Annotated in this window: 24 protein-coding genes and 1 tRNA gene; 10 read left to right on the top strand and 15 right to left on the bottom strand. The window is 62.8% G+C overall.

Annotated features, from left to right (window positions below):
• Positions 1 to 10: 10 nt before the first annotated feature.
• The 4 genes from bamC (at position 11) to P0Y58_08760 (ending at position 2,813) form a co-directional block, all read left to right on the top strand.
• Positions 11 to 1,132, top strand: a complete 1,122-nt coding sequence (gene bamC, locus P0Y58_08745; protein WEK32264.1) for an outer membrane protein assembly factor BamC — start codon at positions 11 to 13, stop codon at positions 1,130 to 1,132.
• Positions 1,133 to 1,891, top strand: a complete 759-nt coding sequence (locus P0Y58_08750) for an MBL fold metallo-hydrolase (GenBank protein WEK32265.1) — start codon at positions 1,133 to 1,135, stop codon at positions 1,889 to 1,891.
• Positions 1,892 to 1,921: 30 nt separating this feature from the next.
• The gene (locus P0Y58_08755; GenBank protein WEK32266.1) at positions 1,922 to 2,632 is read left to right on the top strand and encodes a phosphoribosylaminoimidazolesuccinocarboxamide synthase; all 711 of its coding nucleotides are present in this window, start codon (positions 1,922 to 1,924) and stop codon (positions 2,630 to 2,632) included.
• 91 nt (positions 2,633 to 2,723) lie between these two features.
• Positions 2,724 to 2,813, top strand: a tRNA-Ser gene (locus P0Y58_08760).
• A 91-nt stretch (positions 2,814 to 2,904) separates the two neighbouring features.
• On the opposite strand, the gene P0Y58_08765 is transcribed toward P0Y58_08760, so the two are convergent.
• The 5 genes from P0Y58_08765 to P0Y58_08785 form a co-directional block, all read right to left on the bottom strand.
• Entirely contained in the window at positions 2,905 to 3,255 is a 351-nt protein-coding gene (locus P0Y58_08765) for a putative addiction module antidote protein (protein ID WEK32267.1), read from the bottom strand.
• Complete coding sequence (locus tag P0Y58_08770) at positions 3,252 to 3,560, bottom strand: type II toxin-antitoxin system RelE/ParE family toxin (GenBank protein WEK32268.1); 309 nt, start codon at positions 3,558 to 3,560, stop codon at positions 3,252 to 3,254. The genes P0Y58_08765 and P0Y58_08770 overlap by 4 nt, the downstream gene beginning before the upstream one ends.
• A 345-nt stretch (positions 3,561 to 3,905) precedes the next feature.
• Positions 3,906 to 4,178 carry a DUF3077 domain-containing protein gene (locus tag P0Y58_08775; GenBank protein WEK32269.1) on the bottom strand — a complete coding sequence of 91 codons (273 nt, stop codon included), beginning with the start codon at positions 4,176 to 4,178 and terminating at the stop codon, positions 3,906 to 3,908.
• 137 nt (positions 4,179 to 4,315) lie between these two features.
• The gene (locus P0Y58_08780) at positions 4,316 to 4,579 is read right to left on the bottom strand and encodes a hypothetical protein (GenBank protein ID WEK32270.1); all 264 of its coding nucleotides are present in this window, start codon (positions 4,577 to 4,579) and stop codon (positions 4,316 to 4,318) included.
• 347 nt (positions 4,580 to 4,926) lie between these two features.
• Complete coding sequence (locus P0Y58_08785; GenBank protein WEK32271.1) at positions 4,927 to 5,544, bottom strand: LysE family transporter; 618 nt, start codon at positions 5,542 to 5,544, stop codon at positions 4,927 to 4,929.
• Positions 5,545 to 5,802: 258 nt separating this feature from the next.
• On the opposite strand from P0Y58_08785, the gene P0Y58_08790 reads away from it, so the two are divergent.
• Positions 5,803 to 5,994 (top strand): DUF4223 family protein, encoded by a 192-nt coding sequence (locus P0Y58_08790; GenBank protein ID WEK32272.1) that lies wholly within the window; start codon positions 5,803 to 5,805, stop codon positions 5,992 to 5,994.
• Positions 5,995 to 6,087: 93 nt separating this feature from the next.
• Here P0Y58_08790 and P0Y58_08795 read toward each other — a convergent pair whose 3' ends face one another.
• The 3 genes from P0Y58_08795 to P0Y58_08805 all read right to left on the bottom strand — a co-directional run bounded on the left by P0Y58_08795 (position 6,088) and on the right by P0Y58_08805 (position 10,285).
• Positions 6,088 to 8,526, bottom strand: coding sequence for a TonB-dependent siderophore receptor (locus tag P0Y58_08795; protein ID WEK32273.1), 2,439 nt, complete (start codon positions 8,524 to 8,526; stop codon positions 6,088 to 6,090).
• A gap of 258 nt (positions 8,527 to 8,784) precedes the next feature.
• Positions 8,785 to 9,750, bottom strand: a complete 966-nt coding sequence (locus P0Y58_08800; protein ID WEK32274.1) for a FecR domain-containing protein — start codon at positions 9,748 to 9,750, stop codon at positions 8,785 to 8,787.
• Positions 9,751 to 9,754: 4 nt separating this feature from the next.
• Positions 9,755 to 10,285: a sigma-70 family RNA polymerase sigma factor gene (locus P0Y58_08805; protein ID WEK32275.1), complete on the bottom strand. Its 531-nt coding sequence runs from the start codon at positions 10,283 to 10,285 to the stop codon at positions 9,755 to 9,757.
• A gap of 334 nt (positions 10,286 to 10,619) precedes the next feature.
• Here P0Y58_08805 and mqo point away from each other — a divergent pair, with 334 nt between their 5' ends.
• The 3 genes from mqo (at position 10,620) to P0Y58_08820 (ending at position 13,771) form a co-directional block, all read left to right on the top strand.
• Positions 10,620 to 12,257 carry a malate dehydrogenase (quinone) gene (mqo, locus tag P0Y58_08810; GenBank protein WEK32276.1) on the top strand — a complete coding sequence of 546 codons (1,638 nt, stop codon included), beginning with the start codon at positions 10,620 to 10,622 and terminating at the stop codon, positions 12,255 to 12,257.
• Between the two features lie 258 nt (positions 12,258 to 12,515).
• Positions 12,516 to 13,154: a hypothetical protein gene (locus tag P0Y58_08815; GenBank protein WEK32277.1), complete on the top strand. Its 639-nt coding sequence runs from the start codon at positions 12,516 to 12,518 to the stop codon at positions 13,152 to 13,154.
• A complete protein-coding gene (locus P0Y58_08820; GenBank protein ID WEK32278.1) occupies positions 13,154 to 13,771 on the top strand; it encodes a MarR family transcriptional regulator in 618 nt (205 codons plus the stop codon). The genes P0Y58_08815 and P0Y58_08820 overlap by 1 nt, the downstream gene beginning before the upstream one ends.
• A 13-nt stretch (positions 13,772 to 13,784) precedes the next feature.
• Here the strand turns inward: P0Y58_08820 and P0Y58_08825 are convergent, their stop codons facing one another.
• The gene (locus P0Y58_08825) at positions 13,785 to 14,120 is read right to left on the bottom strand and encodes a helix-turn-helix domain-containing protein (protein ID WEK32279.1); all 336 of its coding nucleotides are present in this window, start codon (positions 14,118 to 14,120) and stop codon (positions 13,785 to 13,787) included.
• Between the two features lie 49 nt (positions 14,121 to 14,169).
• On the opposite strand from P0Y58_08825, the gene xenA reads away from it, so the two are divergent.
• A complete protein-coding gene (xenA, locus tag P0Y58_08830; GenBank protein ID WEK32280.1) occupies positions 14,170 to 15,261 on the top strand; it encodes a xenobiotic reductase XenA in 1,092 nt (363 codons plus the stop codon).
• Positions 15,262 to 15,293: 32 nt separating this feature from the next.
• On the opposite strand, the gene P0Y58_08835 is transcribed toward xenA, so the two are convergent.
• From P0Y58_08835 to P0Y58_08855, 5 genes are all read right to left on the bottom strand, one after another.
• Positions 15,294 to 16,541 (bottom strand): FAD-dependent oxidoreductase, encoded by a 1,248-nt coding sequence (locus P0Y58_08835; GenBank protein WEK32281.1) that lies wholly within the window; start codon positions 16,539 to 16,541, stop codon positions 15,294 to 15,296.
• Between the two features lie 2 nt (positions 16,542 to 16,543).
• The gene (locus P0Y58_08840; protein ID WEK32282.1) at positions 16,544 to 18,121 is read right to left on the bottom strand and encodes an aldehyde dehydrogenase (NADP(+)); all 1,578 of its coding nucleotides are present in this window, start codon (positions 18,119 to 18,121) and stop codon (positions 16,544 to 16,546) included.
• A 197-nt stretch (positions 18,122 to 18,318) separates the two neighbouring features.
• A complete protein-coding gene (locus P0Y58_08845) occupies positions 18,319 to 19,266 on the bottom strand; it encodes a dihydrodipicolinate synthase family protein (protein ID WEK32283.1) in 948 nt (315 codons plus the stop codon).
• Positions 19,267 to 19,308: 42 nt separating this feature from the next.
• Positions 19,309 to 20,235: a 4-hydroxyproline epimerase gene (locus P0Y58_08850; protein ID WEK32284.1), complete on the bottom strand. Its 927-nt coding sequence runs from the start codon at positions 20,233 to 20,235 to the stop codon at positions 19,309 to 19,311.
• Between the two features lie 23 nt (positions 20,236 to 20,258).
• On the bottom strand, positions 20,259 to 21,872 hold the full coding sequence (locus P0Y58_08855; GenBank protein ID WEK32285.1) for an APC family permease: 1,614 nt from the start codon (positions 21,870 to 21,872) through the stop codon (positions 20,259 to 20,261).
• Positions 21,873 to 22,249: 377 nt separating this feature from the next.
• Between P0Y58_08855 and P0Y58_08860 the strand changes: the two genes are divergently transcribed.
• Positions 22,250 to 23,032: an AraC family transcriptional regulator gene (locus P0Y58_08860; protein WEK32286.1), complete on the top strand. Its 783-nt coding sequence runs from the start codon at positions 22,250 to 22,252 to the stop codon at positions 23,030 to 23,032.
• Here the strand turns inward: P0Y58_08860 and P0Y58_08865 are convergent.
• Entirely contained in the window at positions 23,020 to 23,907 is an 888-nt protein-coding gene (locus tag P0Y58_08865) for a LysR family transcriptional regulator (protein ID WEK32287.1), read from the bottom strand. The two genes, P0Y58_08860 and P0Y58_08865, sit on opposite strands and share 13 nt — an antisense overlap.
• Positions 23,908 to 24,015 lie beyond the last annotated feature (108 nt).

The raw sequence follows: 24,015 nt of genomic DNA on the forward strand, positions 1-24,015 counted from the left end.
AGTACACCGCATGAAGCGACTGGCTGGTCTTTCCGCCCTTGCCCTGATTATCTCCAGCACCAGTGGGTGTGGCTGGCTGTGGGGCGAGGATGGCTATTTCCGCGACCGCGGCAGCGATTACCTGCAGGCGCACCCCACTGCGCAGATGCAACTGCCGCCGGACGCCAGCAACGTCAAACGACTTGACCCGTTGCTGCCCATTCCGCGTAACGTCGCCGACGATAACGCCACGGGCGAGTTCGAAGTGCCGCGCCCGCAACCGTTGACCGGTGGCGCCGCTCAGGTCACCGACTACAGCCTGCAACGCAGCGGCAGCAGCCGTTGGGTGCTGGCCCAGCATTCGCCTGCCGAGGTGTGGCCAGTGGCCCGCCAGTTCTTCGAGGACAACGGCTTCCGCATTGCTGAAGAGCGCCCGCAGACCGGTGAATTCAACACCACCTGGCAGCGTTTCGACGAGCTGTCGGCATCGCTCGGTCAGCGCCTGGCCAGTACTGCAAGCAGCGGCGACAGCGAAGTGCGCGTACGTGTGCGCATGGAGCCTGGCGTGCAGCGCAACACCTCCGAGGTGTACGTGGTCAGCGTCGAGCGCCCGGCCGGCAGCACTGCCGAGCCAGGTTTCCCGTCAACCTCCAGCAATACCGGTGCCGATGCCCTGCTGGTCGACGAAATGCTTGCCAGCATGAACCGCAGCGCCGAGAAGGGCGGTTCGGTTTCGCTGCTGGCCGCGCGCGATTTCGACGCGCCAAGCCGCGTCAGCCTGAGCGAAGACGGCAGCGGCAACCCTGTGCTGTACCTGGGTTCTGACCTGGACCGCGCCTGGTCGGGTGTGGGCCGTGCGCTGGAGCAGGGCGGGGAGTGGCGTGTCGAAGACATCAACCGCAGCCTGGGCCTGTACTACATCAACCTGTCTGAAAAACCTGACGACAAGCAGAACCAGCCGGGCTTCTTCAGCCGCATGTTCGGCAGCGCGCCGACCAAGGAAGAGCTTGAAGCCCGTGCCGAACGCTACCAGGTGCGCCTGAGCAAGGTGGGTGAGAGCGTGCAGGTCACGGTCGAGAAAAACATCAACACCGTGGCTCCGGCCGATGTCGCCCGCCGTGTGCTGAGCGCCATTCAGGACCACCTGGGTTAAGTGCGCTTCGCGGTACTCGGAAGCGGCAGCCAAGGGAACGGCACGCTGATCGCCAGTGGTGACACGTTCATCCTGGTCGATTGCGGCTTTTCCCTGCGTGAAACCGAGCGGCGCCTGGCGCTGCTCGGTGTCTCGGCGGCCCAGCTCAGCGCGGTACTGGTCACCCACGAACATGCCGACCACGTGCATGGGGTCGGCTTGCTGTCGCGGCGCTACGATGTACCGGTCTACCTCAGCCAAGGGACCTTGCGCGGCATGCGCAAGCCGGTGGAGGTGGCCGGTTTTCTCGCTTGTGGCCAAAGCCTGCGTATCGGCCGCCTGGAAGTGACCGCAGCGCGGGTCGAGCACGACGCCTACGAGCCGCTGCAATACGTGATCAGCGACGGCCAGCGGCGCTTCGGCATGCTGACCGACCTGGGCTCGTACGACGCGCTGTTGCTGGAACGTTACCAAGGCCTGGATGCACTGCTGATCGAGGCCAACCACTGTCGCGACCTGCTGGCACGCGGTCACTACCCGGTCTTCCTGAAGCAGCGGGTAGGTGGCATGCAAGGGCATTTGAACAATCACCAGGCCGCGCGCCTGGTGCACGAGTTGGGCTGGAGCAACCTGCAACACCTGGTGCTGGCCCACCTCAGCAGCAAGAACAACCTGCCACACTTGGCTCGCCAGTGCTTCGTCGACACCCTAGGGTGCGACCCGGACTGGCTCCAGGTGGCGAATCAGGAACACGGGCTCGACTGGCGCGAAATCGCCTAGCCCAACACCTCAAGCAAGCGGAGCCCAATCATGGAAAAACGCGACGAACTCTACCGCGGCAAGGCCAAATCGGTTTACAAGACCGACGACGCTGACCGCTTGATCCTGCTGTTCCGTAACGACACTTCGGCGTTCGACGGCAAGCGTATCGAACAGCTCGACCGCAAAGGCACGGTGAACAACAAGTTCAACGCCTTCATCATGCAGAAACTGGAAGAAGCCGGTGTGCCGACCCAGTTCGACAAGCTGCTGGGCGACAACGAGTGCCTGGTGAAGAAGCTGGACATGATCCCGGTCGAGTGCGTAGTGCGTAACTACGCTGCCGGCAGCCTGGTCAAGCGCCTGGGCGTGGAGGAGGGCATCAAGCTGGAGCCGTCCACCTTCGAGCTGTTCCTGAAGAACGACGAGAAGGGCGACCCGTTCATCAACGAATCCCACGTTGTCGCGTTCGGCTGGGGCACCGCCGAGCAGCTGGTCGAAATGAAAAAGCTGTCGCTGAAAGTCAACGAAGTGCTGACCAAGCTGTTCGATGACGCCGGCCTGCTGCTGGTCGACTTCAAGCTGGAGTTCGGCGTATTCCACGGCCAGATCGTGCTGGGCGACGAGTTCAGCCCGGACGGCTGCCGCCTGTGGGACAAAGAAACCCGCAAGAAGATGGACAAGGACCGCTTCCGCCAGGGCCTGGGCGACGTGATCGAAGCCTACGAAGAAGTTGCCAAGCGCCTGGGCGTGCCGCTGTAAGCGGCGCGTTCACGCAAGCGCCTGATACCACGCGATTTTTTTGAAAAAAAGATTTGCGTTTTAAAAGAACGCTGGTATGATGCGCGGCATTGGAGAGATGCCGGAGTGGTCGAACGGGACGGATTCGAAATCCGTTGTACTGGCAACAGTACCTAGGGTTCAAATCCCTATCTCTCCGCCATACAAGATGAAGCCCCTGAAAGCAAAAGCTTTCAGGGGCTTTTTCGTTACAGGGCTTTTTGGCATCTCGCGTACATGTTGGGTGGACGATCCTATGACGAGGCAGGGAGCTTCTTGAGCGGCCTCACGGTTAACTCAACTCCCAAGGCCAGCATCAGCTTCTGAATAGTGGAGAAACGCGTCTTATCGCCGCCCTTCAGGGTTTTATAAAGAGATTCCCGATTGACGCCTGCGTCTTGCGCAAACTGATTCACGCCTTTGGATTTCGCCACTTCACCCAGAGCATGCATCAAGGTGAGAGCGTCGTTAGCCTTCATTGCCTCTGCCAAGAAAGCCGCGATGGTTTCTGGGCTGTCGAGAAACCGGGAAGCCTCGAAGCGCTTGGTATTGCGCAAGTCCAGTTCAAGAATGGGCATGTCTTCGGGGGTGAATTTGTCGCTCATCGTCGTTTGCCTCGTAAAACATCAAGAATTTCCTTGGCGGGCTTGATGGCTCTGTGCTGATCCGTTTTATCGCTACCGTACAACATCAGGTAGCGGGCCGAGCCCGTTCGTACGAAGTAGATCCGATACCCGGGGCTAACAAACACGCGCATCTCACTGACGCCATCGCCAACTGGTTCTACATCGCCAAAGCTGCCATTTTCCGCTCGGGCGAGTCTTGAGGTGACTGCACCTCTACCAATTGGGTCTTTTACGCCGTCCAGCCAGTCGTCAAATTCAGATGTAGTGTCGATCTGATTCGGCATGCATTAAATGTAGCCTAGTGGCTACTCCTTGTCGATGAGTGAGCGACCGAGTGGCGCTGCAGTCCTGTTTAGACGTGATGACGCCTCGAAAAGGGGCGCATGTACCTAGGGTGATGGCCGCCTATCACCGTCAGCCCTGGAATTGGCGATGACCTAATGAGGCTAAGTCGCAAGCTGAGGACTGGCAACGGTTGGAGCGGGATTGGTATGAGTTTGGGAAATGGACTACATGGCGGGAAAGTGGTCGCACCCCGTCGTCAGTCGAGAGCGCTTTTGAGTCTTTCTGCGGCGAGCCGCGATCAATGAAACCCCTGGGTGTTTTCCAGGGGGCGTTTTCGATGTGCCTTACTTCTTCATCATCCCCAACTCAGCATCATCCAGAAGCGCCTTGGCCATCGCGCTGAGGTAGTGCGAGGCCCAGATCAGTTTCTGGTCGCCTTCCATCAGGCCGGTGATGATCAGGTCGCGGACGTAGCCCATGAGTTCTGATGCTTGTTCGCGGGCGTCCTGGCAGGGGATGCCGGGCTCGATGCGGAACAGTGGGTGGGTGTTGTTTTCGCCTTGGTAAAAACAGGTCTTGCCGGCTGTGGTGGGCTCTTTTGAGTCGTCTGTTGGCATTGTTTTCATCTCCCTGGAATCTTGGTTGTCTGGGCTGGCCTCTTCGCGGGTGAACCCGCTCCCACAAGGACTGTGCAGTGCCTGAGTGCGGTGATATCCCTGTGGGAGCGGCTTCAGCCGCGAAGAGGCCGGACCTGCTAATGCAAGGTGTAGGGCTCAGCAGGTAAATGCGGCCAGATCTGCAATTGCATCAATGCCGACTCGATGAGGCTCTGCACCGCCTCCATTTCATGAATCACGGCCTGCATCACAATCGAGCTGTGGGCGATCGGTTTGAGTTGCACGGATTGGCGGGCCACGGACAGGGCGCAGAGTACGTACTCTGAGGACTGGACCAGGGTGTCTTGCAGGGTCTGGGTGGAATCGAGGTAGTAGGGTGGATCGGGGACTATCTTGCGCATGTAAGCTCCTTGGGTAGTGGAGCCGCCTGGCAACGCTGTCAAACGAATGGAGGCAGCTATACATGGGTTGACAGACCGGTACCCAAGGACCCGGCGCACACGAATGTGCCCCATGCACAGCTGCCATTAAGCGCTGCAACGGAAACTTGAGTAGTCAGCCTGTCAAAGCCGGTCGCTGATTACACAACGACAAGCTGAGACTAGAGCGCGACCGAATCCGTCGCAACAGTTTGAGCGGGTTGGCAGTATGTTTGGGAAACGCCCTACACGGAAGGGGATGATTCTGAGTTCTTGAGGTGAGAGGGGCCGTTTGGCAGCCCCCTGAGCGGACAAAAACAGCCTCTGGATTAGCGCATCGCCGCCAACTTGATACCAAATCCCACCAGGCAAGCCCCCGCCAGCCGCTCGAAGAGGTTGGTCATTCGCGGGTTGGCGCGCATGCGCTCGGCCAGCTTGTGTGTCAGCACCACGGCAATCAGCCCGTACAGAAAGGTTATCACCGCCACGGTCGCCGCCAGGAAGCCGAACGTCACCAGCCCCTGGTGATTCACCGGGTCGACGAACAGCGGGAAAAACGCCATGTAGAACATGATCGCCTTGGGGTTGAGCAGGGTGATCATCATGGTCTGGCGCAGGTACTGGCCGTTATCCATGCGGCAGGTGCGTGCGGCACCACCGGGTTTGCTCAGCAGCATGCGCAGCCCCAGGTAAGCCAGGTACGCAGCACCGGCCCATTGCACCATGTGGAAGGCCGTGGGGTAGGTGGCCAGCAGCGTGGCGACGCCAGCTACTGCCAGCCACAACAGCACCTGGTCGCCCACGATCACCCCACAGGTCGCGGCCAGCCCTGCCTTGATACCGCCTTTGCCGGTGGCGGTGATCAGGGCGAAATTGCCCGGGCCGGGGATGGCCAGAAGAATGATGAAGGCGATGACGAACGCGCCGTAGTCTGTGACGCCGAGCATGGGAACTCCGGAGGGGAATGCAAAAGGCAGAGTCCAAAACTATCGTCGTCGGCGGCCCGCATTTCAACCGTGTATAGCAAAATCGCAAATAACTGCTGAATTTTCAGAAAAGCGCGGGATTTCTTGCGCAGCAACTTGTTCTGTTGCGCGGCTGCAACAAACTTATGCTCAACGCGGCTTGGATCCAATGCCCGGGTTCTGTATCATCCCGCCGCCATCAGAAAGATGGGCGAAGATGATTTATTTAAAGGATTTAGTATGAAAAAGCTGTTCAAAGCCACTGTCGCCGTAGCCGTAGTTTCTGGCGTAGCCCTGCTGTCCGGCTGCACTGGCCAGGTCTACAACCAGCAGAAGAACTGCTCGTACGACTACCTGTTCCACCCTTCGGTTTCCATCTCCAAGGTCATCGGTGGCTGCGGCCCGATCGATAAACTGCCTCAGCCGCAGTAATCTTGGCGGTACTGATCGCGACGCTTGCGGCGTGATCCAAGGCCCCCGGTCATGTAGATGGCCGGGGGTTTTTGTTTGTAACGGGGGCAATGATTACCAGCGCAGCGAAACGGTACCTAGCAAGGTGCGCTCTTCACCCCAGTAGCAGCGCCCGGCATTGTTGCAGCCAGCCACATACTCCTTGTCGAACAGGTTGCGGGCATTGACCTCGACCGACCAGTTGTCGTCGATCTCATAGCCGACCTTGGCATCCACCAGCGTCACATCACCGCTGTCCAGCTTGCCGTACAGGGTCGCCGGGGTATAGGCGAAGGTGCTGTCGAAGTGACGCACGCCGCCACCGATCTGCAGGCCTTTGAGCAACCCGTCACGGAAGCGATAGGTGCTCCACACCGAGGCCTGGTTACGCGGCACGCCGGTCATCTGGTGGTCTTCAAACAGCGACCCGGCTACGTCCTTGGTGATGCGCGAATCGGTGTAGGTGTACGCGGCAGTCACGTTGAGGTTTTCGCTCAGGTCGCTGTTCAGCTCAAGCTCCACACCCTTGGCCCGGCTGGCGCCGACCTGGCGGTAGTCACCCACTGCGGAATCGAACAACACATCGTCTTTCTTGCGCAGGTCGTACACCGACGCGGTGAAGGCGGTATTCCAGCCTTTGGGTTCGTACTTGATACCCACTTCGTACTGTTCGCTGGTGGTGGGGTCCAGCGGGCCGGTTTTGCTTTCGGTCTGCTGGGTCGGGGCAAAGGCAGTGGAGTAGCTGAAGTACGGCGACAGGCCGTTTTCGAACTGGTACATGACCCCGGTCTGCCAGGTGAACTTGCTGTCCCAGTTGTCCATGTCGGCCGGCAGGTTGAGGGTGCCGGCCTTGTTACGGTACTGGCTGTTGACCCGGTCCAGGCGCCCGCCCAGCAGCAGCACCCAGTTGTCGACCTTGGTCTGCAACTGGCTGTAGAGGCCATACATGGTCTGTTCCAGCAGGGCGTTCTGCACATGGGCCAGGAAGGTCGGCTTGCTCCAGACCGGGTCAAACACATTGACGGCGCCGCCGTTAAGCACGTCCCAGTCCTGGTTGAATGAAGTACGGTCCAGGCTGGCGCCTATCAAGAAGGTGTGGTCGAACACGCCACTGGTAAAGTGGCCTTCGAACTGGTTGTCCAGCGAGTAAGCGATGGACTTGTTGTAGCGGTCGTAGGCCTGGTTGCTCAAGGTTGTACCGAAGCCGCCGTTGTTCAGGCTGCCTGGCCACATTTCCTGGCGGTCGATGCGCGATTGCATGTAGCGCGAGTTCTGGCGGAACTGCCAGGTGTCGTTGAACTGGTGGCTGAACTCGTAGCCCAGGCTCCAGGTTTCGCGCTCGAAGTTGTCCCAGTCCGGGTTGCCGGACAACTGGTCCTTGTCGATCTTGCCGTTGGGGTTGTGCAGCAAGGTGCCGGCCGCAGGGAAGCCCAGTTCCATCAGGGTGCGGTCGCGCTGGTAGGTGGCCAGCACGGTCAGGCTGTTGAAGTCATCGAAGTTCAGGGTCAGCGAGGGCGCGATGTACAGGCGGTCATCGGGCTGGTGCTCAACCTGGGTATCGGACTTGCGGCCCATCATCACCAAGCGGCCAAGTACATCGCTTTCAGCGTTCAGCGGGCCGGAAACGTCGACGCCAAGCTGGCGGCGGTTGTGCGAGCCGTAGCTCAGTTGCACCTCACCGCGTGCCTCGGCGGTAGGCCGCTTGCTGACCAGGTTGACCACGCCACCGGGGGCGTTCTCGCCATACAGGATCGAGGTCGGGCCGCGGAACACTTCCACCCGCTCCAGGCCGTAGGGCTCGCTGCTGGTGTCGTAGCGGTTGCCTTGCACTCGCAGGCCATCGCGCAACAGGCCATAGCCGTAGTCGGTGGCATTGAAACCACGGATGAAGAACAGGTCACCGGCCTGGCCATCACCGCCGGCAAACGGCGGGGAGAAAATGCCTGGGACATAGCCCAGCACCTCGGTGAGGGTTTGCGATTGCTGGTCATCCATGCGCTGACGGGTTACCACCGAAACCGAACGCGGGGTGTCGGCCAGGGCGCTGCTGGTTTTACTGGCGGTGGCACTGGCCACGGCGCGGTAGCCGCTGTCGCTCTGGCCATTGCTGGCGAGCAGGGCGGCGGCGTTGATCGAAGTGGCATCCAGTTGCAACGCTGTGCCATCGGCCAGCGGCTGCAGCACATAACCTGCACTGCCTTGCGGTACCGCTTGCAGGCCGCTGCCCTGCAGCAGGCGCGCCAGGCCCTGGGCGACGCTGTAGCGGCCTTGCAGCCCGGGGCTGGTCTTGCCGGCGGCCAGTTCGTTGCTGCCGGCCAGGTAAATGCCGGCCTGGCTGCTGAACTGGTTGAGGGCGCTGGTGAGCGAGCCGGGTGCGATGTTGAAGCTGGTTTCGGCGTTGGCTGCCTGGGCGGCGTGGGCGAAGGTTGCTGGCAGCATCAGTGGCGCGGCGGCGCAAAGTGAAAGTGGCGCGGCAAGTGCCAGGCGGAGCGCGGGGTGGAAGGGCGTCGGCATGCTGGTCTCTGGAGTCGAAAGGGTGAGTTGGGAGGGCTATGCCGGGTTAACCGAATGAGATTTGAAAAAGGGAACTGGTTTGGCAGATTTTTTTGCCGGCGCCAACGAATTTGCCAACACCGCCACAGCTGGATCCAAACACCGCGTCGCCTGCTTCGCGGGCTTGCCCGCTCCCACAGGTACTGCGCAGGCTGCGGCTTCACACTGCACCTGTGGGAGCGGGCATGCCCGCGAAGAATCCAGCGCGGTGTACCGGTATCAAACGGGCTCGACCGTCACCCACCAAGGCGTCAACCGCTGCACCCGCACTGGCAATGCCGCTTGCAGCAACTCCAGCGCCCGGTCGGTATCGTTCAGCGGGAAGGCGCCCATCACCGACAGCGTGGCGACATCCGGGTGCCAGCCCAGATGCCCATGACGATAACGCCCGAGCGTTTGCAGCAAATGCGCCAATGGCATGGCTTCGGCATTCAGGCGGTGATGAATCCACGACTCGCCCGCGCTTTGCGCCGGGCGGGCGTTGCTGATGCCCTGGGCACTGAAATCCACCTGCTGCCCCGCCTGCACGATGCAGCGCTCGCCATTGGCCGCTGTGCACACCTCCACGGCGCCGGCATACACGTCGAGCCGGGTGTTCCCGCCCTGCTGGCACACAGCAAAGCGCGTGCCCAAGGCCTGCATGCGCCCTTGCGCCGTTTCGACGAAGAAGGGGCGGCGCGGGTCGTGGGCGGTCTCCACAAGCAGCTCGCCAAAGCGCAGCTTGAGCACCCGGCTGAACGTCGAGAAGTCCATGTCCACAGCACTTTGTGCCCCCAGCCACAACTGGCTGCCATCGGCCAGACGCGTTTCGCGAATTTCACCAATGCCAGTGGCAAGGTCGGCATTCCAGCCCGACAACGGCGCGCCGTGCCAGGCGCGCAAGCCGAGCAACGAGCTGGCGCCCAGCACCAGCAGCGACTTGATCCCGCTGCGCCGGCTGAAGCGCCGGGCATCATGCTCGCGCAGTGCCCGGCCCGCGGCTGCGCCTTCGGCCTGCAGCGGGGCAAAGCGCTGGCCCACACGTTGCACATAGTGCCAGGCGGCCTGATGGTCGCCGTGCTGCTCCAGCCAGTGCTGCCACTGCTGGCGCAACTGCGGGGCGACGTTTTCGTCCTGCAGTTGCACGTACCAGTGCGCGGCTTGCTCCAGGCTGGCGTGGCTGAGTCTTTGCACGGGCGAGGTCATGGCGTCACTCCACCAGCAAACCGTCGAGTTCTGCTTCAAGGATGGCGCAATGCAGAAACGCCTGGGCCAGGTACTTCTTGATCATGCGTTCGCTCACCCCGACATGTGCGGCAATATCGCGGTAGGCCAGGCCATCGATCTGCGCCAGCAGGAATGCCTGGCGCACCTTGCCTGGCAAGCGCAGCAACATGGCGTCCACCTCGTGCAGGGTCTCGACAATGATCGCGCGCTGTTCAGGGGAGGGCTGCAGTGGCTCGGGCTGCAAGGCCAACTGTTGCAACCAGGCGTGTTCAAGCTTCTGCCGGCGCCAGTGGTCCACGCACAGGCCGCGGGCGATGGTGGCCAGGTACGAGCGCTCGCCGCGTTCGCCGTCGAACTGCCTTGGGCGGTTGAGGATGCGCACGAAGGTGTCCTGCACCAGGTCGGCGGCATCGCAGCGGCTGCCAAGCCGGCGGTACAAAAAGCCGAGCAGCCAGCGCGAATGGCTGTGGTACAGGGTATGGAGCGAGGTGTTCAACTCTGGGATCGAAACCACGGCGGCATCCGGCGCGAGCGCATACTGGTGCGAATGAGAAATGATCGCGATAGTAGAGGCCGCTGAAAAATACTGCAATCATTGTCGGCCGCGCCGGTGCCGAGCCTGGGACAACCTGTCGCCTTGACGCGACGGCGCGCAATTTGTTTGTGCTGGCAATTCGGATACAATCAGAAAAACGATTCAGCCTTGTCGGTCAATTCGACAAAAGGCCGAGTCGTTTTCTGGTTCTCTGGCTGCTGAACAATGATCAACAAGAAGCCTGCGCTGAAGAACACGTTTTACCTGGGCCAGCCACAGGCCCGCCCTCTGTTCTCCTGACTGGAATTGATCAATGTTCAAGAAAGCTGGCAAGACCTTGCTGGGTCTGGCTGTCGCTGCAAGCTTCATGCAAGCGCACGCCGCAGAAACCAAAAAAGTAGACGTGCTGCTGGTCGGCGGCGGCATCATGAGCTCCACCCTGGCTGTGTGGCTGCACGAGCTGGAGCCAAGCTGGTCGATGGAAATGGTCGAACGCCTGGACGGTGTGGCTGAAGAAAGCTCCAACGGCTGGAACAATGCCGGTACGGGCCACTCTGCGCTGGCCGAGCTGAACTACACCCCGGAAGACAAAGACGGCAACGTCAACATCTCCAAGGCCATCGAAATCAACGAAGCCTTCCAGATTTCCCGTCAGTTCTGGGCCTGGCAGGTCCGCCAGGGCGTGCTGAAGAACCCGCATTCGTTCATCAACACCACCCCGCACATGAGCTTCGTGTGGGGCGATGACAACATCAAATTCCTGAAAAAGCGCTACGACGCGCTGCAGGCCAGCCCGCTGTTCCGCCCGATGCAGTACTCCGAGGACCACGCGCAGATCGCCAAGTGGGTCCCGCTGATGATGGAAGGGCGCGACCCGAACCAGAAGCTGGCCGTTACCTGGACGCCAATCGGCACCGACGTCAACTTCGGCGAAATCACCCGCCAGATGGTCGGCCACCTGAAGACCCAGGACAAGTTCGACCTGAAGCTGTCCAGCGAAGTGCAGGACATCACCCGCAACAAGGACGGCTCCTGGCACGTCGAGTACAAGAACCTGAAGGACGGTACCGAGTCGGCTACCGACGCCAAGTTCCTGTTCATCGGTGCCGGCGGCGGCGCACTGAAACTGCTGCAGAAGTCGGGCATTCCTGAAGCCAAGGAATACGCAGGCTTCCCGGTGGGCGGCTCGTTCCTGGTGACCGAGAACCCGACCGTGGCCATGCAGCACATGGCCAAGGCCTACGGCATTGCTTCGACCGGCGCGCCACCCATGTCGGTGCCGCACCTGGACACCCGCGTGCTGGACGGCAAGCGCGTAATCCTGTTTGGCCCGTTCGCCACCTTCTCGACCAAGTTCCTGAAGAACGGTTCGTACCTGGACCTGCTGAGCAGCACCACCACCCACAACGTGTGGCCGATGACCAAGGTCGGCATCGAGCAGTACCCGCTGGTCGAGTACCTTGCTGGCCAGCTGATGCTGTCTGACGATGACCGTTTCGAAGCGCTGCGCACCTACTTCCCGAATGCCAAGAAGGAAGACTGGCGCCTGTGGCAGGCCGGCCAGCGTGTGCAGATCATCAAGCGTGATGCCGAGAAGGGCGGCGTGCTGAAGCTGGGTACCGAAGTGGTTGCGTCCGAAGACCGCACCATTGCCGGCCTGCTGGGCGCATCGCCAGGTGCCTCGACTGCTGCACCGATCATGCTGACCGTGCTTGAAACCGTGTTCAAGGAGAAGGTCGCTACCCCTGAGTGGCAGGCCAAGATCAAGGAAATCGTGCCGAGCTACGGCACCAAGCTGAACGATTCGGCAGCGGCCACCCAGAAAGAGTGGAACTACACCGCTGAAGTGCTGCAGCTGGAGAAACCTCCGGTGATCGACGCCAGCGTTGATTTCGGTGGCGCGGTGAGCGAGCCGGTTGAGAGCAAGCCTGCGAACGACATGGCGCTGTAAGCTGCCATTGTCGTGAAAGAAGCCACGGGGGAAACCTCGTGGCTTTTTTGTTGCCTGTTCGGGCCTCTTCGCGGGCTCGCCCGCTCCCACAGGTAATGTGTTGCCTGCAGGTTGGTGCGGTTCCTGTGGGAGCGGGCAAGCTCGCGAAGAGGCCGGCACAGAAAACCACTGATCGGAAACCTACACAGCAACCGATAAAAACATATTTTGATGCTTAAATTAATCTTGTCAGTCGATCCCCTCCAGGAGGGTGCCGTCATGAACACCAAGATTGTCGCCTTACTGCTGCTCGCCCTGTGCGCCCAGCCGGCATGGAGCCAGAACTACTCCTCCCCGACCCCCGCCGCCAAACCCGTAGAATCCGCTGCATTGACCACCCGCATGGCCCTGCGTGACCTATGGGTCGAGCATATCTTCTGGGTGCGCAACTACGCTGTCGCCAACCAGGCCGGCAACGCCAGACAGGCGCAAGTCGCCGCGAATGAAGTGGTCAGTGACGCCACCCGGATCGCCAATAGTATCGCGCCGTTGTATGGCCAACCCGCCGCCGACCAGTTGCTCAAATTACTGGCTGGCCACTGGGGCGCAATCAAACATTACAGCGACGCCACTGTGGCCAAGGACAAGAAAGGCCAGCAGGCGGCCGTTGATGAGCTGACCAGCAATGCCAAAGCTATCGCGGCGTTTCTGGCCAAGGCCAACCCGAACCTGCCCGAGCCTACCCTGCTGACCCTGCTCAGCGCCCATGGCGGCCACCATGTGGCGCAGATCGACCAGTTGGCGGCGGGTGACTACGCGGGTGAAGCGCGCACCTGGGGGATGATGCGTGAGCATATCCTGACCCTGTCCGACGCCCTGGCCGCGGCGCTGGTCAAACAGTTCCCGGACAAGTTCTGATGCTCGAAGGCCTGGGCCGTACCCAACAGGACCTGCTCCACGCGTTGTTGCACCAGCCGGCCGGCATGAGCATCGACGACCTGGCGCAGGCCCTGGCCATTACCCGCACGGCCGTGCGCCAGCACTTGGCCGCGCTGGAACGTGATGGCCTGGTCAAACGCGGCGCTACCCGACCTACCGGGCGGCGCCCGGAGCAGTTGCACGAGCTGACGGAGCTTGCCCGCGAACAGTTCCCCCGCCAGTACCCCCTACTGGCCAATCTGCTGATTGGCGAAGTGGCAGGTTTGCTGGGCCAGGACGCACTGCTGGCGCTGATGCGCCAACTTGGGCGCAAGCTGGCCGCAGACCTTGAGCACAACGTAGTGGATGAAGCACGTATCGTCGAGCATATGAACCATGCCGGCTATGAAGCGCAGGTGTTCTTCCACTCGGCGGGGGAGCCACAGATCGTGGCGCACAACTGCGTGTTCCATCACTTGGCCAAGGCGCACCCGGTTGTGTGCGAGCTTGATCTGGCCCTGATCGGTGCCTTGGCTGGAGCTGAAGTGAGCCATGAGGAATGCATGCTCAGGGGCGGGCAGGTGTGCCGGTTTGCCCTGGGCAAAAAGGAAGATTGATCCGGTGTAGGCATCACTGCTGGCGCAGGATGCACTCCAGCAACCCGGGAAACCGCTCGCCCAGCATCTCGCTGCGCAGCGAATTCATATGGGTCGTCCCCACATTGCGGGTGTGCACTAACCCCGCGTCACGCAGCACGCGGAAATGGTGGGACATGCTCGACTTCGGCCGCCCTCCGTCCAGCTCGCCGCAGCTGGCTTCGGCCACGCCGGCCAGATGGCGGACGATTTCCAGGCGTACGGGGTCGCTGAGCGCGTAAAGCAGGCGTTCAAGGATCAGGTCTTCAGCGTTGGGATGTTTGTAGGCTCGCATGAGCGACATGATAACGGGGGTTTCACTTATTGCCATAGTTCGATTATGATCGAACAACAGTATTCAGATGAACCCGGAGTTTCCCATGTCCGCACTGTTCGAACCCTACACCCTCAAAGACGTCACCCTGCGCAACCGCATCGCCATTCCGCCGATGTGCCAGTACATGGCCGAGGACGGCATGATCAACGACTGGCACCACGTGCATTACGCCGGCCTGGCCCGTGGTGGTGCCGGCCTGCTGGTGGTCGAAGCCACGGCGGTGGCACCGGAAGGGCGCATCAGCCCCGGTTGTGCCGGTATCTGGAGCGATGCCCACGCCCAGGCGTTCGTGCCGGTGGTGCAAGCCATCAAGGCCGCAGGTTCGGTGCCGGGCATCCAGATCGCCCACGCCGGGCGCAAGGCCAGCGCTAACCGACCGTGGGAGGGTGACGATCACATTGCCGCCGACGACGCGCGGGGCTGGGAAACCATCGCCCCGTCTGCCATTGCCTTTGGCGCGCACCTGCCGAAAGTGCCACGCGAAATGACCTTGGACGACATCGCCCGGGTCAAACAGGACTTCGTCGACGCCGCCCGCCGTGCGCGTGATGCCGGCTTCGAATGGATCGAGCTGCACTTCGCCCACGGCTATCTGGGCCAGAGCTTCTTCTCCGAGCACTCCAACAAGCGCACTGACGCCTACGGTGGCAGCTTCGACAACCGCAGCCGCTTCCTGCTGGAAACCCTGGCCGCGGTGCGTGAAGTTTGGCCAGAAAACCTTCCGCTGACCGCGCGTTTTGGTGTGCTGGAATACGATGGCCGCGACGAGCAAACCCTGGAAGAGTCGATTGAACTGGCGCGCCGTTTCAAGGCGGGCGGCCTTGACCTGCTTAGCGTCAGTGTCGGCTTCACCATCCCCGACACCAATATCCCGTGGGGCCCGGCGTTCATGGGGCCGATTGCCGAGCGCGTGCGCCGCGAGGCGAAGTTGCCGGTGACGTCGGCGTGGGGCTTTGGCACACCGCAACTGGCAGAAGCGGCGCTGCAGGCCAACCAGCTGGACCTGGTGTCGGTAGGGCGTGCGCATTTGGCCGACCCGCACTGGGCTTACTTTGCGGCCAAGGAGCTGGGGGTAGAGAACGCTTCCTGGACCTTGCCGGCGCCGTATGCGCACTGGCTTGAGCGTTATCGCTGAGAGATGCCGGGGGCCGCACAGCGGCCCCGAATCTAGAACCGATCCAACCGGTAGGCACCTATCTCTGGCCCACCGGCCGGCTCAGCCAACTGCCCCACCCATTCCGCCGTCACCGCCGCCTGGGTCAACCCCAGGTGCTGATGCCCGAATGCCAACAGCACCCGCCCATCACACACCCTGTCAATCACCGGCAACGAGTCCGGCAACGAAGGCCGAAAGCCCATCCAGGGTGTCGCCCCTTCAACACTCAAGTCCCGCTGGAACAAGCCCTTGCTCAACCGATGCAACTGCCAGGCCCGCTGCATGCTCGGCGGTGCCTCCAGCCCGGCGAACTCCACCGTGCCGGCCAGGCGCAAGCCTTCGGCCATGGGCGTCATGATGAACTTGCGCTCCAGCGAGGTGACGGCAAACGGCAGGCGCTGATGTTCACCCGGCAACATCAGGTGGTAACCGCGTTCTGTGTCCAGCGGCACCCGCTTGCCTGTCAGTGCGGCGGTCAGTTTCGCAGAGTGGGCGCCACAGCTGATAAGTACTTGTCGGGCGTTAAGCGCGCCTTGGTCGCTGGCCAGGCTAACCCCGGCACTGTGCAAATGCCCGCCATCGACCTGCGCCTGGACAAAGCGCACGCCGCTGGCCTTGGCCGCTTCAAACAATTCGCAGACCACCCGGTAAGGGTCGATGAAGTGCCCGGTGCGTGGAAAGAACAGCCCGCCCAGCAGGGACGGGCTCAGTTGTGGCGCCGCGTCGCGCACGGTTTGCGCCGACCAGAAGTCCACCGGCACCGCCTGCTGCTGCATGCGTGTACGCAACGCCTCCAGTGCCTGGCGTGACTCAGGCTTCTCGAACACCAGCAACGAGCCATCCTCGCGGAACAGTTCGCTGCGCCCGATCGAACCCAGCAGCCGCTGCCAGGCACCCAGGCTGCCTTCGTTCAACGTACGAATGCCGGCCACACTGCGCTGAAACGGGGCCGGGCGCAGGTTGAGCAGCAGGCGGGTGAACCAGGGCATGGCTTTGGGCAGGTACTTCCAGTCCAGGCGCAGCGGGCCCATCGGGTCCAGCAGCATGCGCGGCAGGCGCTTGAGGATCGACAGGTCGGCAATCGGGAACACCTGCTCAGTGGCCAGGTGCCCAGCGTTGCCATAAGACGCGCCCTGGCCCGGTGCCTGGCGGTCGACCAGCATTACTCTGCGGCCTTGGCGGGCCAGTTGCAGGGCACAGGCAACGCCGACAATGCCGGCGCCAACCACGGCGATATCGGCTTCAGGGGTTTCGACCATGTTCAGCCTTCCCGTTTGCCGTCGAGCAGGCGCCGCAGCTGTAGCGGGTTGCCGTGTTTCAATGCCTGTGGCAGCAGCGCATCAGGGAAGTCCTGATAGCACACCGGCCGCAGGAAACGCAGGATCGCCGCCGTGCCCACCGAGGTGGTGCGGGCATCGGAGGTGGCCGGGAACGGCCCGCCGTGGACCATTGCATCGCATACTTCGACGCCGGTCGGCCAGCCATTGACCAGAATGCGCCCGGCTTTGCGTTCAAGGGTCGGCAACAGCGCACGGGCGCTGTCGATGTCGGCATCGTCCAGTTGCAAGGTCGCGGTCAACTGGCCTTCCAGATGCTCGGCCACCTGGCGTACCTGATCATCGCTTGCGCAGGCCACGACCAGCGACGCCGCGCCGAACACCTCGGCCTGCAGCGCAGGGTCGGCCAGGAAGGCTTCGGCCTGGGTCACGAACAACTGCGCCTGGCATTGGTTGGGGCCTTGCCCGGCCTGGCCGCTGGCCGCAGCCTGGGCATTGGCGTTATCCGCCAAGGCACCGACACCGGCCTGGTAAGCACTGAAGATGCCCGGGGTGAGCATGGTCTGCGCAGCGGCTTGGCGCACGTGCTCGCTGGCAGCGTCGATAAACCGCTGCAACGCCGGCCCTTGGCGGGCAATCACCAGACCGGGGTTGGTGCAGAACTGGCCAGCACCTTGGGTCAGCGAGGCGACGAAGCCTTGTGCCAGCGCTTCGGCGCGGGCCTGCAGGGCTGCCTCGAACAGGAACACCGGATTGATCGAACTCATTTCGGCGTACACCGGGATCGGCTCCGGACGTGCCTGGGCCGCCTGGCACAGCGCGATACCGCCGCTGCGTGAGCCGGTAAAGCCAACGGCCTTGATGCGCGGGTCGCTGACCAGCGCGATGCCGACTTCACGGCCGGAGCCGTACAACAACGAGAACACGCCGGCCGGCAGGCCGCACAGCTTCACCGCGTGCGCCACCGCCTGGCCGACCAGTTCGCTGGTGCCTGGGTGGGCGCTGTGGGCCTTGACCACCACCGGGCAGCCGGCCGCCAGTGCCGAGGCGGTATCGCCACCGGCCACCGAGAAGGCCAAAGGGAAATTGCTGGCGCCGAATACGGCTATCGGCCCCAAGGCAACCTGGCGCTGGCGCAGGTCGCCACGGGGCAAGGGTTGGCGTTCTGGCTGGGCGTTGTCGACCCGTACATCCAGCCATTCACCGGCCCGCACCACGCGCGCGAAGGTGCGCAGCTGGGTGCAGGTGCGGCCACGTTCGCCTTGAATGCGCGCCTTGGGCAGGCCGCTTTCGGCCACGGCGCGGTCGATCAGGGCATCGCCCAGCGCTTCGATCTGCGCGGCGATGGTTTCGAGGAACTGTGCCCGTTGTTCCAGCGTGGTTTCGCGGTAGGCATCGAACGCAGTCCAGGCCAGGGCGCAGGCCTGGGCGACGTGTTCGCCGGTGCCGCCGAGGTAGGCCGGTTCCAGCGTCTGGCCGGTGGCCGGGTTGACGGCGCGAATGGCTTCGCGGCTGCCGGTTACGGGGGTTTGGCCGATCAGCAGGTTGCCTGTGAGGGTCATGTAGCCTCCTTGGAAATCAGATTCGGGTATCAAGGACGTTGTGGGAGCAACTGTCTTGCTCAATATCTGAAAGCTTGCGCGATCATTGTGGGAGCGGGCTTGTCCCGCGAACACCGGCAAAGCCGGTGCCAGGCACCGCGTTGCTTGCTTCGCGGGACAAGCCCGCTCCCACAGAGAACGCGGCGCGGCCTTGGTAATCAGGCGATGTTGTGCTCGGCCGACCAGCTGGCGTACCAGTTGCGGAACAACGCGTACTGCTGCTCGGCATAGTTGCGTTGGGCATCGCTCAGCACGTCGGTCTCGTTGAAGTGCAGGCTGTATTCGCTGTCGCCGTTCAGCACCATCAGGTGCTTGTAGTACAGCACCAGGTCGCAGCCCTCATCGAACGACGACAGCACCGCCAGTGCCGCTTCCAGCTCACGGGCGAGGCGACGGGCCTTGGCATCGCCCTTGGCCGCCTGCTTGCTCAGGCTTACCAGGTGCAGCACCTCACGCGGCAGGGCGTTGCCGATGCCGGTGATGGCACCGGTGGCGTTGCAGTTGACGAAGCCATGCACCACCTGGGTATCCACGCCGACCATCAGGGTCACGTCGTCATCCTTGGAGGTGATGTGCTCGGCGGCGTAACGCAGGTCGGCACCACCGCCAAACTCCTTGAAGCCGATCAGGTTGGGGAATTCGCGGCGCAGCTCGAAGAACAGGTCGGCGCGGGTGGCAAAGCCGTAGTAGGGACTGTTGTAGATCACCGCTGGCAGTTTGGGGGCGGCGGCGAGGATGGCCGAGAAGTGGTGCTTCTGAGCGATCAGCGAAGCGCCACGGCTGAGCACGCGGGGGATGACCATCAGGCCTGCAGCGCCGATTTTGGCGGCGTGGGCGGCATGAGCGACCGCTTCACGGGTGTTCACCGCGCCGGTGCCGACAATGGTCGGGATGCCGGCGGCCACCAGGCGCGCCACGCCTTCCTGGCGCTCGGCCTCGGTCAGCAGCGGCCAGTCGCCCATCGAGCCGCAGTAGACCACGGCGCTCATACCTGCCTCGATCAGCTCGCGGCCCTTGCGCACCAGGGCGTCGAAGTCCGGTTTGCGCTCGGCGGTGCACGGGGTCATCAGGGCGGGCATGGTGCCGCTGAAGATGTTGTCGGTCATTGTTGTCACTCCTGGCAATATTCAGTCGGAAAAAGGTCGGGGTCAGATGCCCCAGGCGAACGGGTCCTGTTCGTCGATCAGCAGGGTGCTGTCGGCGGTCATGTAGGCGCGGCCGGTGATGAACGGGCGAATGTGCTCGCCGTCGCGCTCGTAGCGGCCATGGAACTGGCTGCCGGTGATGCTGGCCTGTACCCAGGTCTGGCCTTCGGCAAGCTTGCCGTCGGCGGCCAGGCAAGCGAGTTTGGCGCTGGTGCCGGTGCCGCACGGTGAGCGGTCGTAGGCTTTACCGGGGCACATCACAAAGTTGCGGCTGTCGGCGTTGGCGTCGTCGGCAAACAGCTCGACGTGGTCGATAGGTGCGCCGTTTTCACCGGTGATGCCCTGGGCTTCGAGGGCCTTGAGCATGGCCCAGGTGTACTCGGTCAGCGCCTCGCGGTTGTCCAGCTCGATACGCTGGCCGTGTTCGGAAACCAGGAAGAACCAGTTGCCGCCCCAGGCAATGTCGCCACGCACCACGCCATGGCCGGGCACGTCCACCGCTACTTGCTGGCGGTAGCGGTAGGAGGGCACATTACCGACGGTGATGGCACCGTCTTCATGCAAGGTGGCGCTGACCTGGCCGACCGGGGTGTCGATTTTGTGCACCCCCGGTGCGATCAGGCCCAGGTGCTGCAATGAGGCGACCAGGCCGATGGTGCCGTGGCCGCACATGTTCAGGTAGCCGGCGTTGTTGAAGAAGATCACCCCGCAGGTGGCGTCGGCCGACACCGGTGGGCAGTACAGCGCGCCCACCAGCACATCGTTGCCGCGTGGCTCCAGCAGGCAGGCGCGGCGCCAAGGGTCGTGCAGTTCGCGCACTTCGTCGCGCTGCTCCGCCATGCTGCGGCCGTGCAGTTGCGGGAAGCCCTTCATCACCAGGCGGGTCGGTTCGCCGCCAGTGTGGGAGTCGATGACGTGAATCTGTTTCATGGGCTTGTCCCTTGCGTAAAAAATCAGGAAGCGACGGCGGCAGGGCGGCCGGTATAGGTTTCAGCGGCGGCCTCGCTTTCGTCTTCACCTTCCAGGCGCACCAGGTGGGCAGGCACACCCGTTGCGGCGCCCCAGTAGTAGATGCCCAGCGCACAGGCGGCCACGACCACGGTGTCGAACGGGTGGCCTAGCACTCCCAGGCCGCCGAAGCTGCCCAGCCACGACAACAGGATGGTTACCGCGTAGAAGCCGATCAGCCATGCCGACGAGCGCACTTGCTGGGCCAGTGAAAGGTGCTGAGTGGGGACGAAACAACCGCACAGCAGGTACAGCACGAACATCACGATCTGCAGGGCCAGCAGCCACGACACGGTGTTCCAGCCGGACCAGTACACGATCAGCGCGGCGATGATGAACGACAGTGGGCCGAGCACGCCCATGCCCTTGACCCGGAACGGGCGCGGCATGTCTGGCGCATTGCGGCGCAGGGCGGCGACGCTGACCGGGGCCACGGCGTAGCTCAGTACCAGGGCGGCGGATACCACATTGATCAGCGCTTCCCACGAGGGGAACGGCAGGGTCCAGAACACCGACAGGCCGAACGTCAGCCACAGCGCCGGGCGCGGGATACCGGATTCGGCGTCGATGCGGGTGAAGTACTTGAAGAAGGTGCCGGTCTGCGCCCAGCCATAGATCACGCGCGGGGTGGCGTTCATGTAGATGTTGCCGCAGCCGCTGGGCGAGATCACCGCGTCGGCCACCACCAGGTAGGCCAGCCAGCCCACACCCAGGGCCAGGGCGATGTCACGGTAGGGCAGGGCCAGCTCCTTGGTCACGTTGGCCCAGCCGTTGGCCAGCATTTCGGTCGGCACGCTGCCGAGGAAGGCCAGTTGCAACAGGGCGTAGATCGCGGTGGACAGCAACACCGAAAGAATCAGCGCAATCGGGATGGTGCGCTGCGGGTTCTTCACCTCGCTGGCCACCGAAATGATCGGCGTCAGGCCCAGGTAGGCGAAGATGATGCCACCGGCCGACACGGCCATTTCCACCCCGGACAGGCCGAAGGGGGCAAAGCCCTGGACGGTGAAGTTTTCCGGTTTGAAGAAGGTGAACAGCACGCCGATCACCAGCAGCGGCACGATGAACTTGAACACGCTGACCAGGTTGTTGGCCTTGGCGAAGGTTTTCACGCTGCGGTAGTTGAGGAAGAAGAACAGCCCCAGCAGGGCGAACTGCACCAGCCAGCCGAGCACGGTCGGGTCGCTGGAGCCGGCCTTGGTCAGTTCGGGGAACCAGGCGGCGGCGTATTGGCGCGAGGCGACCACTTCGATGGCAATCAGGCTGGAAAAGGCGATCAGGGTGATGAAGCCCATCAGGTAACCCAGCAGCGGGCCGTGCGAGTACACCGGGTAGCGCACCACGCCACCGGCACGGGGCAGGGCGGCGCCCAGCTCGCAGTAGACGATGCCCAGCAGCAGTACGGCGAAGCCGCCGAGAAACCAGGAAAGGATGCCGGCCGGGCCGGCGATGGCCGAGACGTGGCTGGCGGCGAACAGCCAGCCCGAGCCGAAGATGGCCCCTAGGCCGATGAAGGTGAGGTCCAGCAGTGATAGCTGTTTCTTGAACTTGCCTGACATGGGTTCGCCTTTTTGTTGGTTATTGGATAGGCAGGTCTGATGTCACGAGATGCGGCTTTTTGGGCCGCGCTCTTGTTGAACTTGGGCGGCTTGCGTGGGGCATAGAGTGAACCGGCCAGGGCGGCGGTTCTTGATTGTTTTCTGCAAGGGGGATGACGAAATCGGCACAGTTGCAGAAAAAACTGGCGGCGATGGTGGGCTGATGGATAGGCTGTAGGCCATACCGCACAGGGCCTGTAGGGGTATGTTGATAGTCCCGGCCTCTTCGCGGGCATGCCCGCTCCCACAGGTACGGCGCAAAATTCGAAATGTGTGGAGGACCTGTGGGAGCGGGCGCGCCCGCGAAAGGGCCGGCACAGCCAGCAGAGAACTGACAGATGACCGACGTACCCCTGGCAACCCTCTACCAGTCCCTCGACCAGCACCGCCCCGCCAGCCTGGAGGCCCTGCTCGCCGGCGTATCGCTGTTGCTGCCGATCCTCGACGCCATCCCCAACGCGGCGATCTTCATCAAGGACCCGGCCGCCCGCTATGTGCTGGCCAACAACACCCTGGTCCAGCGTTGCGGCCTCAAACGCCTGCAGCCGCTGCTGGGCAAGACCAGCGCCGAAGTGTTTCCGGCCCAGTTGGGCCCCGGCTACACCGAGCAGGACCGCCGTGTGCTCAAGGAGGGCCTGGTGCTGGCAGACCAGCTGGAGCTGCACCTGTACGGCAGCCGAGAGCCCGGCTGGTGCCTGACCCACAAGCGCCCGCTGCACAACCAGGCGGGCGAGATCATCGGGTTGGTCGGCATTTCGGTCGACCTGCAATCAGCCGCCGACAGCCACCCCGCGTACCAACGCCTGGCCGCAGTGGACGAGCACATTCGCCAGCACTTTCACCAGCCGATCAGCATGCGCGAGCTGACCCGCATTGCCGGTATTTCCGTGGCCCAGCTGGAGCGCTACTGCAAGCGGGTGTTCCACCTCACGCCACGGCAGATGATCCACAAGGCGCGCCTGGAGCACGCCCATCGCCTGCTGCATTCGGCGCTGCCGATCACTGAAGTGGCGATGTGCTGCGGCTACACCGACCACAGTGCCTTCAGCCGTCAGTTCAAGCAGCTGACCGGCTTTACCCCGCGCCAGTACCGCCAGGCAACCAGCGATCAGGTGGCCTGAAACAGCACCCGCGCCTCGGCAAAACACTGTTCGGCAATTGCCGAGCGCGGCTCGCTGCGGCGTAGCAGCAGGCCGACCTGGCTGTGGATGGCGGCGTCAACCACCGGCACGATGCGCAGGTGCTCGCTGAGGTCTCCCAGGCCGCAATCCAGCGGCATGATCGCGCAGCACATGCCGGTGTTGATGGCCTGGATCAGCTGGAAGGTCGAGTCGCTTTCCAGCACTGCATTCGGCTCCAGGCCGCGGCTGCGGAAGCTCAGGTCCAGCGATTGGCGGTAGTGCATGCCTTTGCTCAGCAGGCCCAGAGGTATGTCGCTAAGTGCATCCCAGCGCAGCGGGTCGCTGGCGAACTGGAAGTGCCGGGTGTCGTGCAGCAGGCCCATGGTGGTGGTACCCAGTTCGATCACTTCGAAGAAGCTGGTGTTGACCTGGTCCAGGTAGCAGATGCCCAGGTCGAGCTGGTTGCGGCTGAGCCCGTCGATGACCTGTTCCGAGCTTAGCGAGCTGAGCTGAAAGTGCAGTTCGGGGTACTTTTCGCGCAGTGGCAGCAGCAGGTGCATGGGGTTGAAGCTGGCCAGCGGCACAGTGCCCAGGCGCAGGCTGCCGACCACCTGGCCGCGGCAGCTGGCGGCCTCGGCCTGCAGGCCGTCGTGGGCGGCGAGCAGGGTGCGGGCCCAGGCCAGGATGCGCTCGCCGGCCTCGGTAAAACCTTCGAAGCGCTGGCCGCGCTTGACCAGCACCAGCTCCAGTTCGTCCTCCAGATTGCGCAGGCGCATGGACAGCGTCGGCTGGGTGATATGGCACAGCGCCGCCGCCTGGCCAAAGTGGCGGGTCTGGTCGAGGGCGATGAGGAACTTGAGCTGCTTGATGTCCATGGAAATGCCTGGCGTCTGGATGTGCAGACCTTAACCTACGTCTGCGATAGATGTCATTGATCGCCCGGTACGCCTTATTGATTGGACGCCCTCGGGCCATGGCTCTAG

Origin of the sequence: Candidatus Pseudomonas phytovorans (assembly GCA_029202525.1) — a bacterium.
Taxonomy (GTDB): Bacteria; Pseudomonadota; Gammaproteobacteria; order Pseudomonadales; family Pseudomonadaceae; genus Aquipseudomonas; species Aquipseudomonas phytovorans.

Coding starts and splice junctions, on each gene's coding strand:
- bamC (WEK32264.1), top strand. CDS start 11: ATGAAGCGACTGGCTGGTCTTTCCGCCCTTGCCCTGATTATCTCCAGC.
- P0Y58_08755 (WEK32266.1), top strand. CDS start 1,922: ATGGAAAAACGCGACGAACTCTACCGCGGCAAGGCCAAATCGGTTTAC.
- P0Y58_08765 (WEK32267.1), bottom strand. CDS start 3,255: ATGAGCGACAAATTCACCCCCGAAGACATGCCCATTCTTGAACTGGAC.
- P0Y58_08770 (WEK32268.1), bottom strand. CDS start 3,560: ATGCCGAATCAGATCGACACTACATCTGAATTTGACGACTGGCTGGAC.
- P0Y58_08775 (WEK32269.1), bottom strand. CDS start 4,178: ATGCCAACAGACGACTCAAAAGAGCCCACCACAGCCGGCAAGACCTGT.
- P0Y58_08780 (WEK32270.1), bottom strand. CDS start 4,579: ATGCGCAAGATAGTCCCCGATCCACCCTACTACCTCGATTCCACCCAG.
- P0Y58_08785 (WEK32271.1), bottom strand. CDS start 5,544: ATGCTCGGCGTCACAGACTACGGCGCGTTCGTCATCGCCTTCATCATT.
- P0Y58_08790 (WEK32272.1), top strand. CDS start 5,803: ATGAAAAAGCTGTTCAAAGCCACTGTCGCCGTAGCCGTAGTTTCTGGC.
- P0Y58_08795 (WEK32273.1), bottom strand. CDS start 8,526: ATGCCGACGCCCTTCCACCCCGCGCTCCGCCTGGCACTTGCCGCGCCA.
- P0Y58_08800 (WEK32274.1), bottom strand. CDS start 9,750: ATGACCTCGCCCGTGCAAAGACTCAGCCACGCCAGCCTGGAGCAAGCC.
- mqo (WEK32276.1), top strand. CDS start 10,620: ATGTTCAAGAAAGCTGGCAAGACCTTGCTGGGTCTGGCTGTCGCTGCA.
- P0Y58_08815 (WEK32277.1), top strand. CDS start 12,516: ATGAACACCAAGATTGTCGCCTTACTGCTGCTCGCCCTGTGCGCCCAG.
- P0Y58_08820 (WEK32278.1), top strand. CDS start 13,154: ATGCTCGAAGGCCTGGGCCGTACCCAACAGGACCTGCTCCACGCGTTG.
- P0Y58_08825 (WEK32279.1), bottom strand. CDS start 14,120: ATGGCAATAAGTGAAACCCCCGTTATCATGTCGCTCATGCGAGCCTAC.
- xenA (WEK32280.1), top strand. CDS start 14,170: ATGTCCGCACTGTTCGAACCCTACACCCTCAAAGACGTCACCCTGCGC.
- P0Y58_08835 (WEK32281.1), bottom strand. CDS start 16,541: ATGGTCGAAACCCCTGAAGCCGATATCGCCGTGGTTGGCGCCGGCATT.
- P0Y58_08840 (WEK32282.1), bottom strand. CDS start 18,121: ATGACCCTCACAGGCAACCTGCTGATCGGCCAAACCCCCGTAACCGGC.
- P0Y58_08845 (WEK32283.1), bottom strand. CDS start 19,266: ATGACCGACAACATCTTCAGCGGCACCATGCCCGCCCTGATGACCCCG.
- P0Y58_08850 (WEK32284.1), bottom strand. CDS start 20,235: ATGAAACAGATTCACGTCATCGACTCCCACACTGGCGGCGAACCGACC.
- P0Y58_08855 (WEK32285.1), bottom strand. CDS start 21,872: ATGTCAGGCAAGTTCAAGAAACAGCTATCACTGCTGGACCTCACCTTC.
- P0Y58_08860 (WEK32286.1), top strand. CDS start 22,250: ATGACCGACGTACCCCTGGCAACCCTCTACCAGTCCCTCGACCAGCAC.
- P0Y58_08865 (WEK32287.1), bottom strand. CDS start 23,907: ATGGACATCAAGCAGCTCAAGTTCCTCATCGCCCTCGACCAGACCCGC.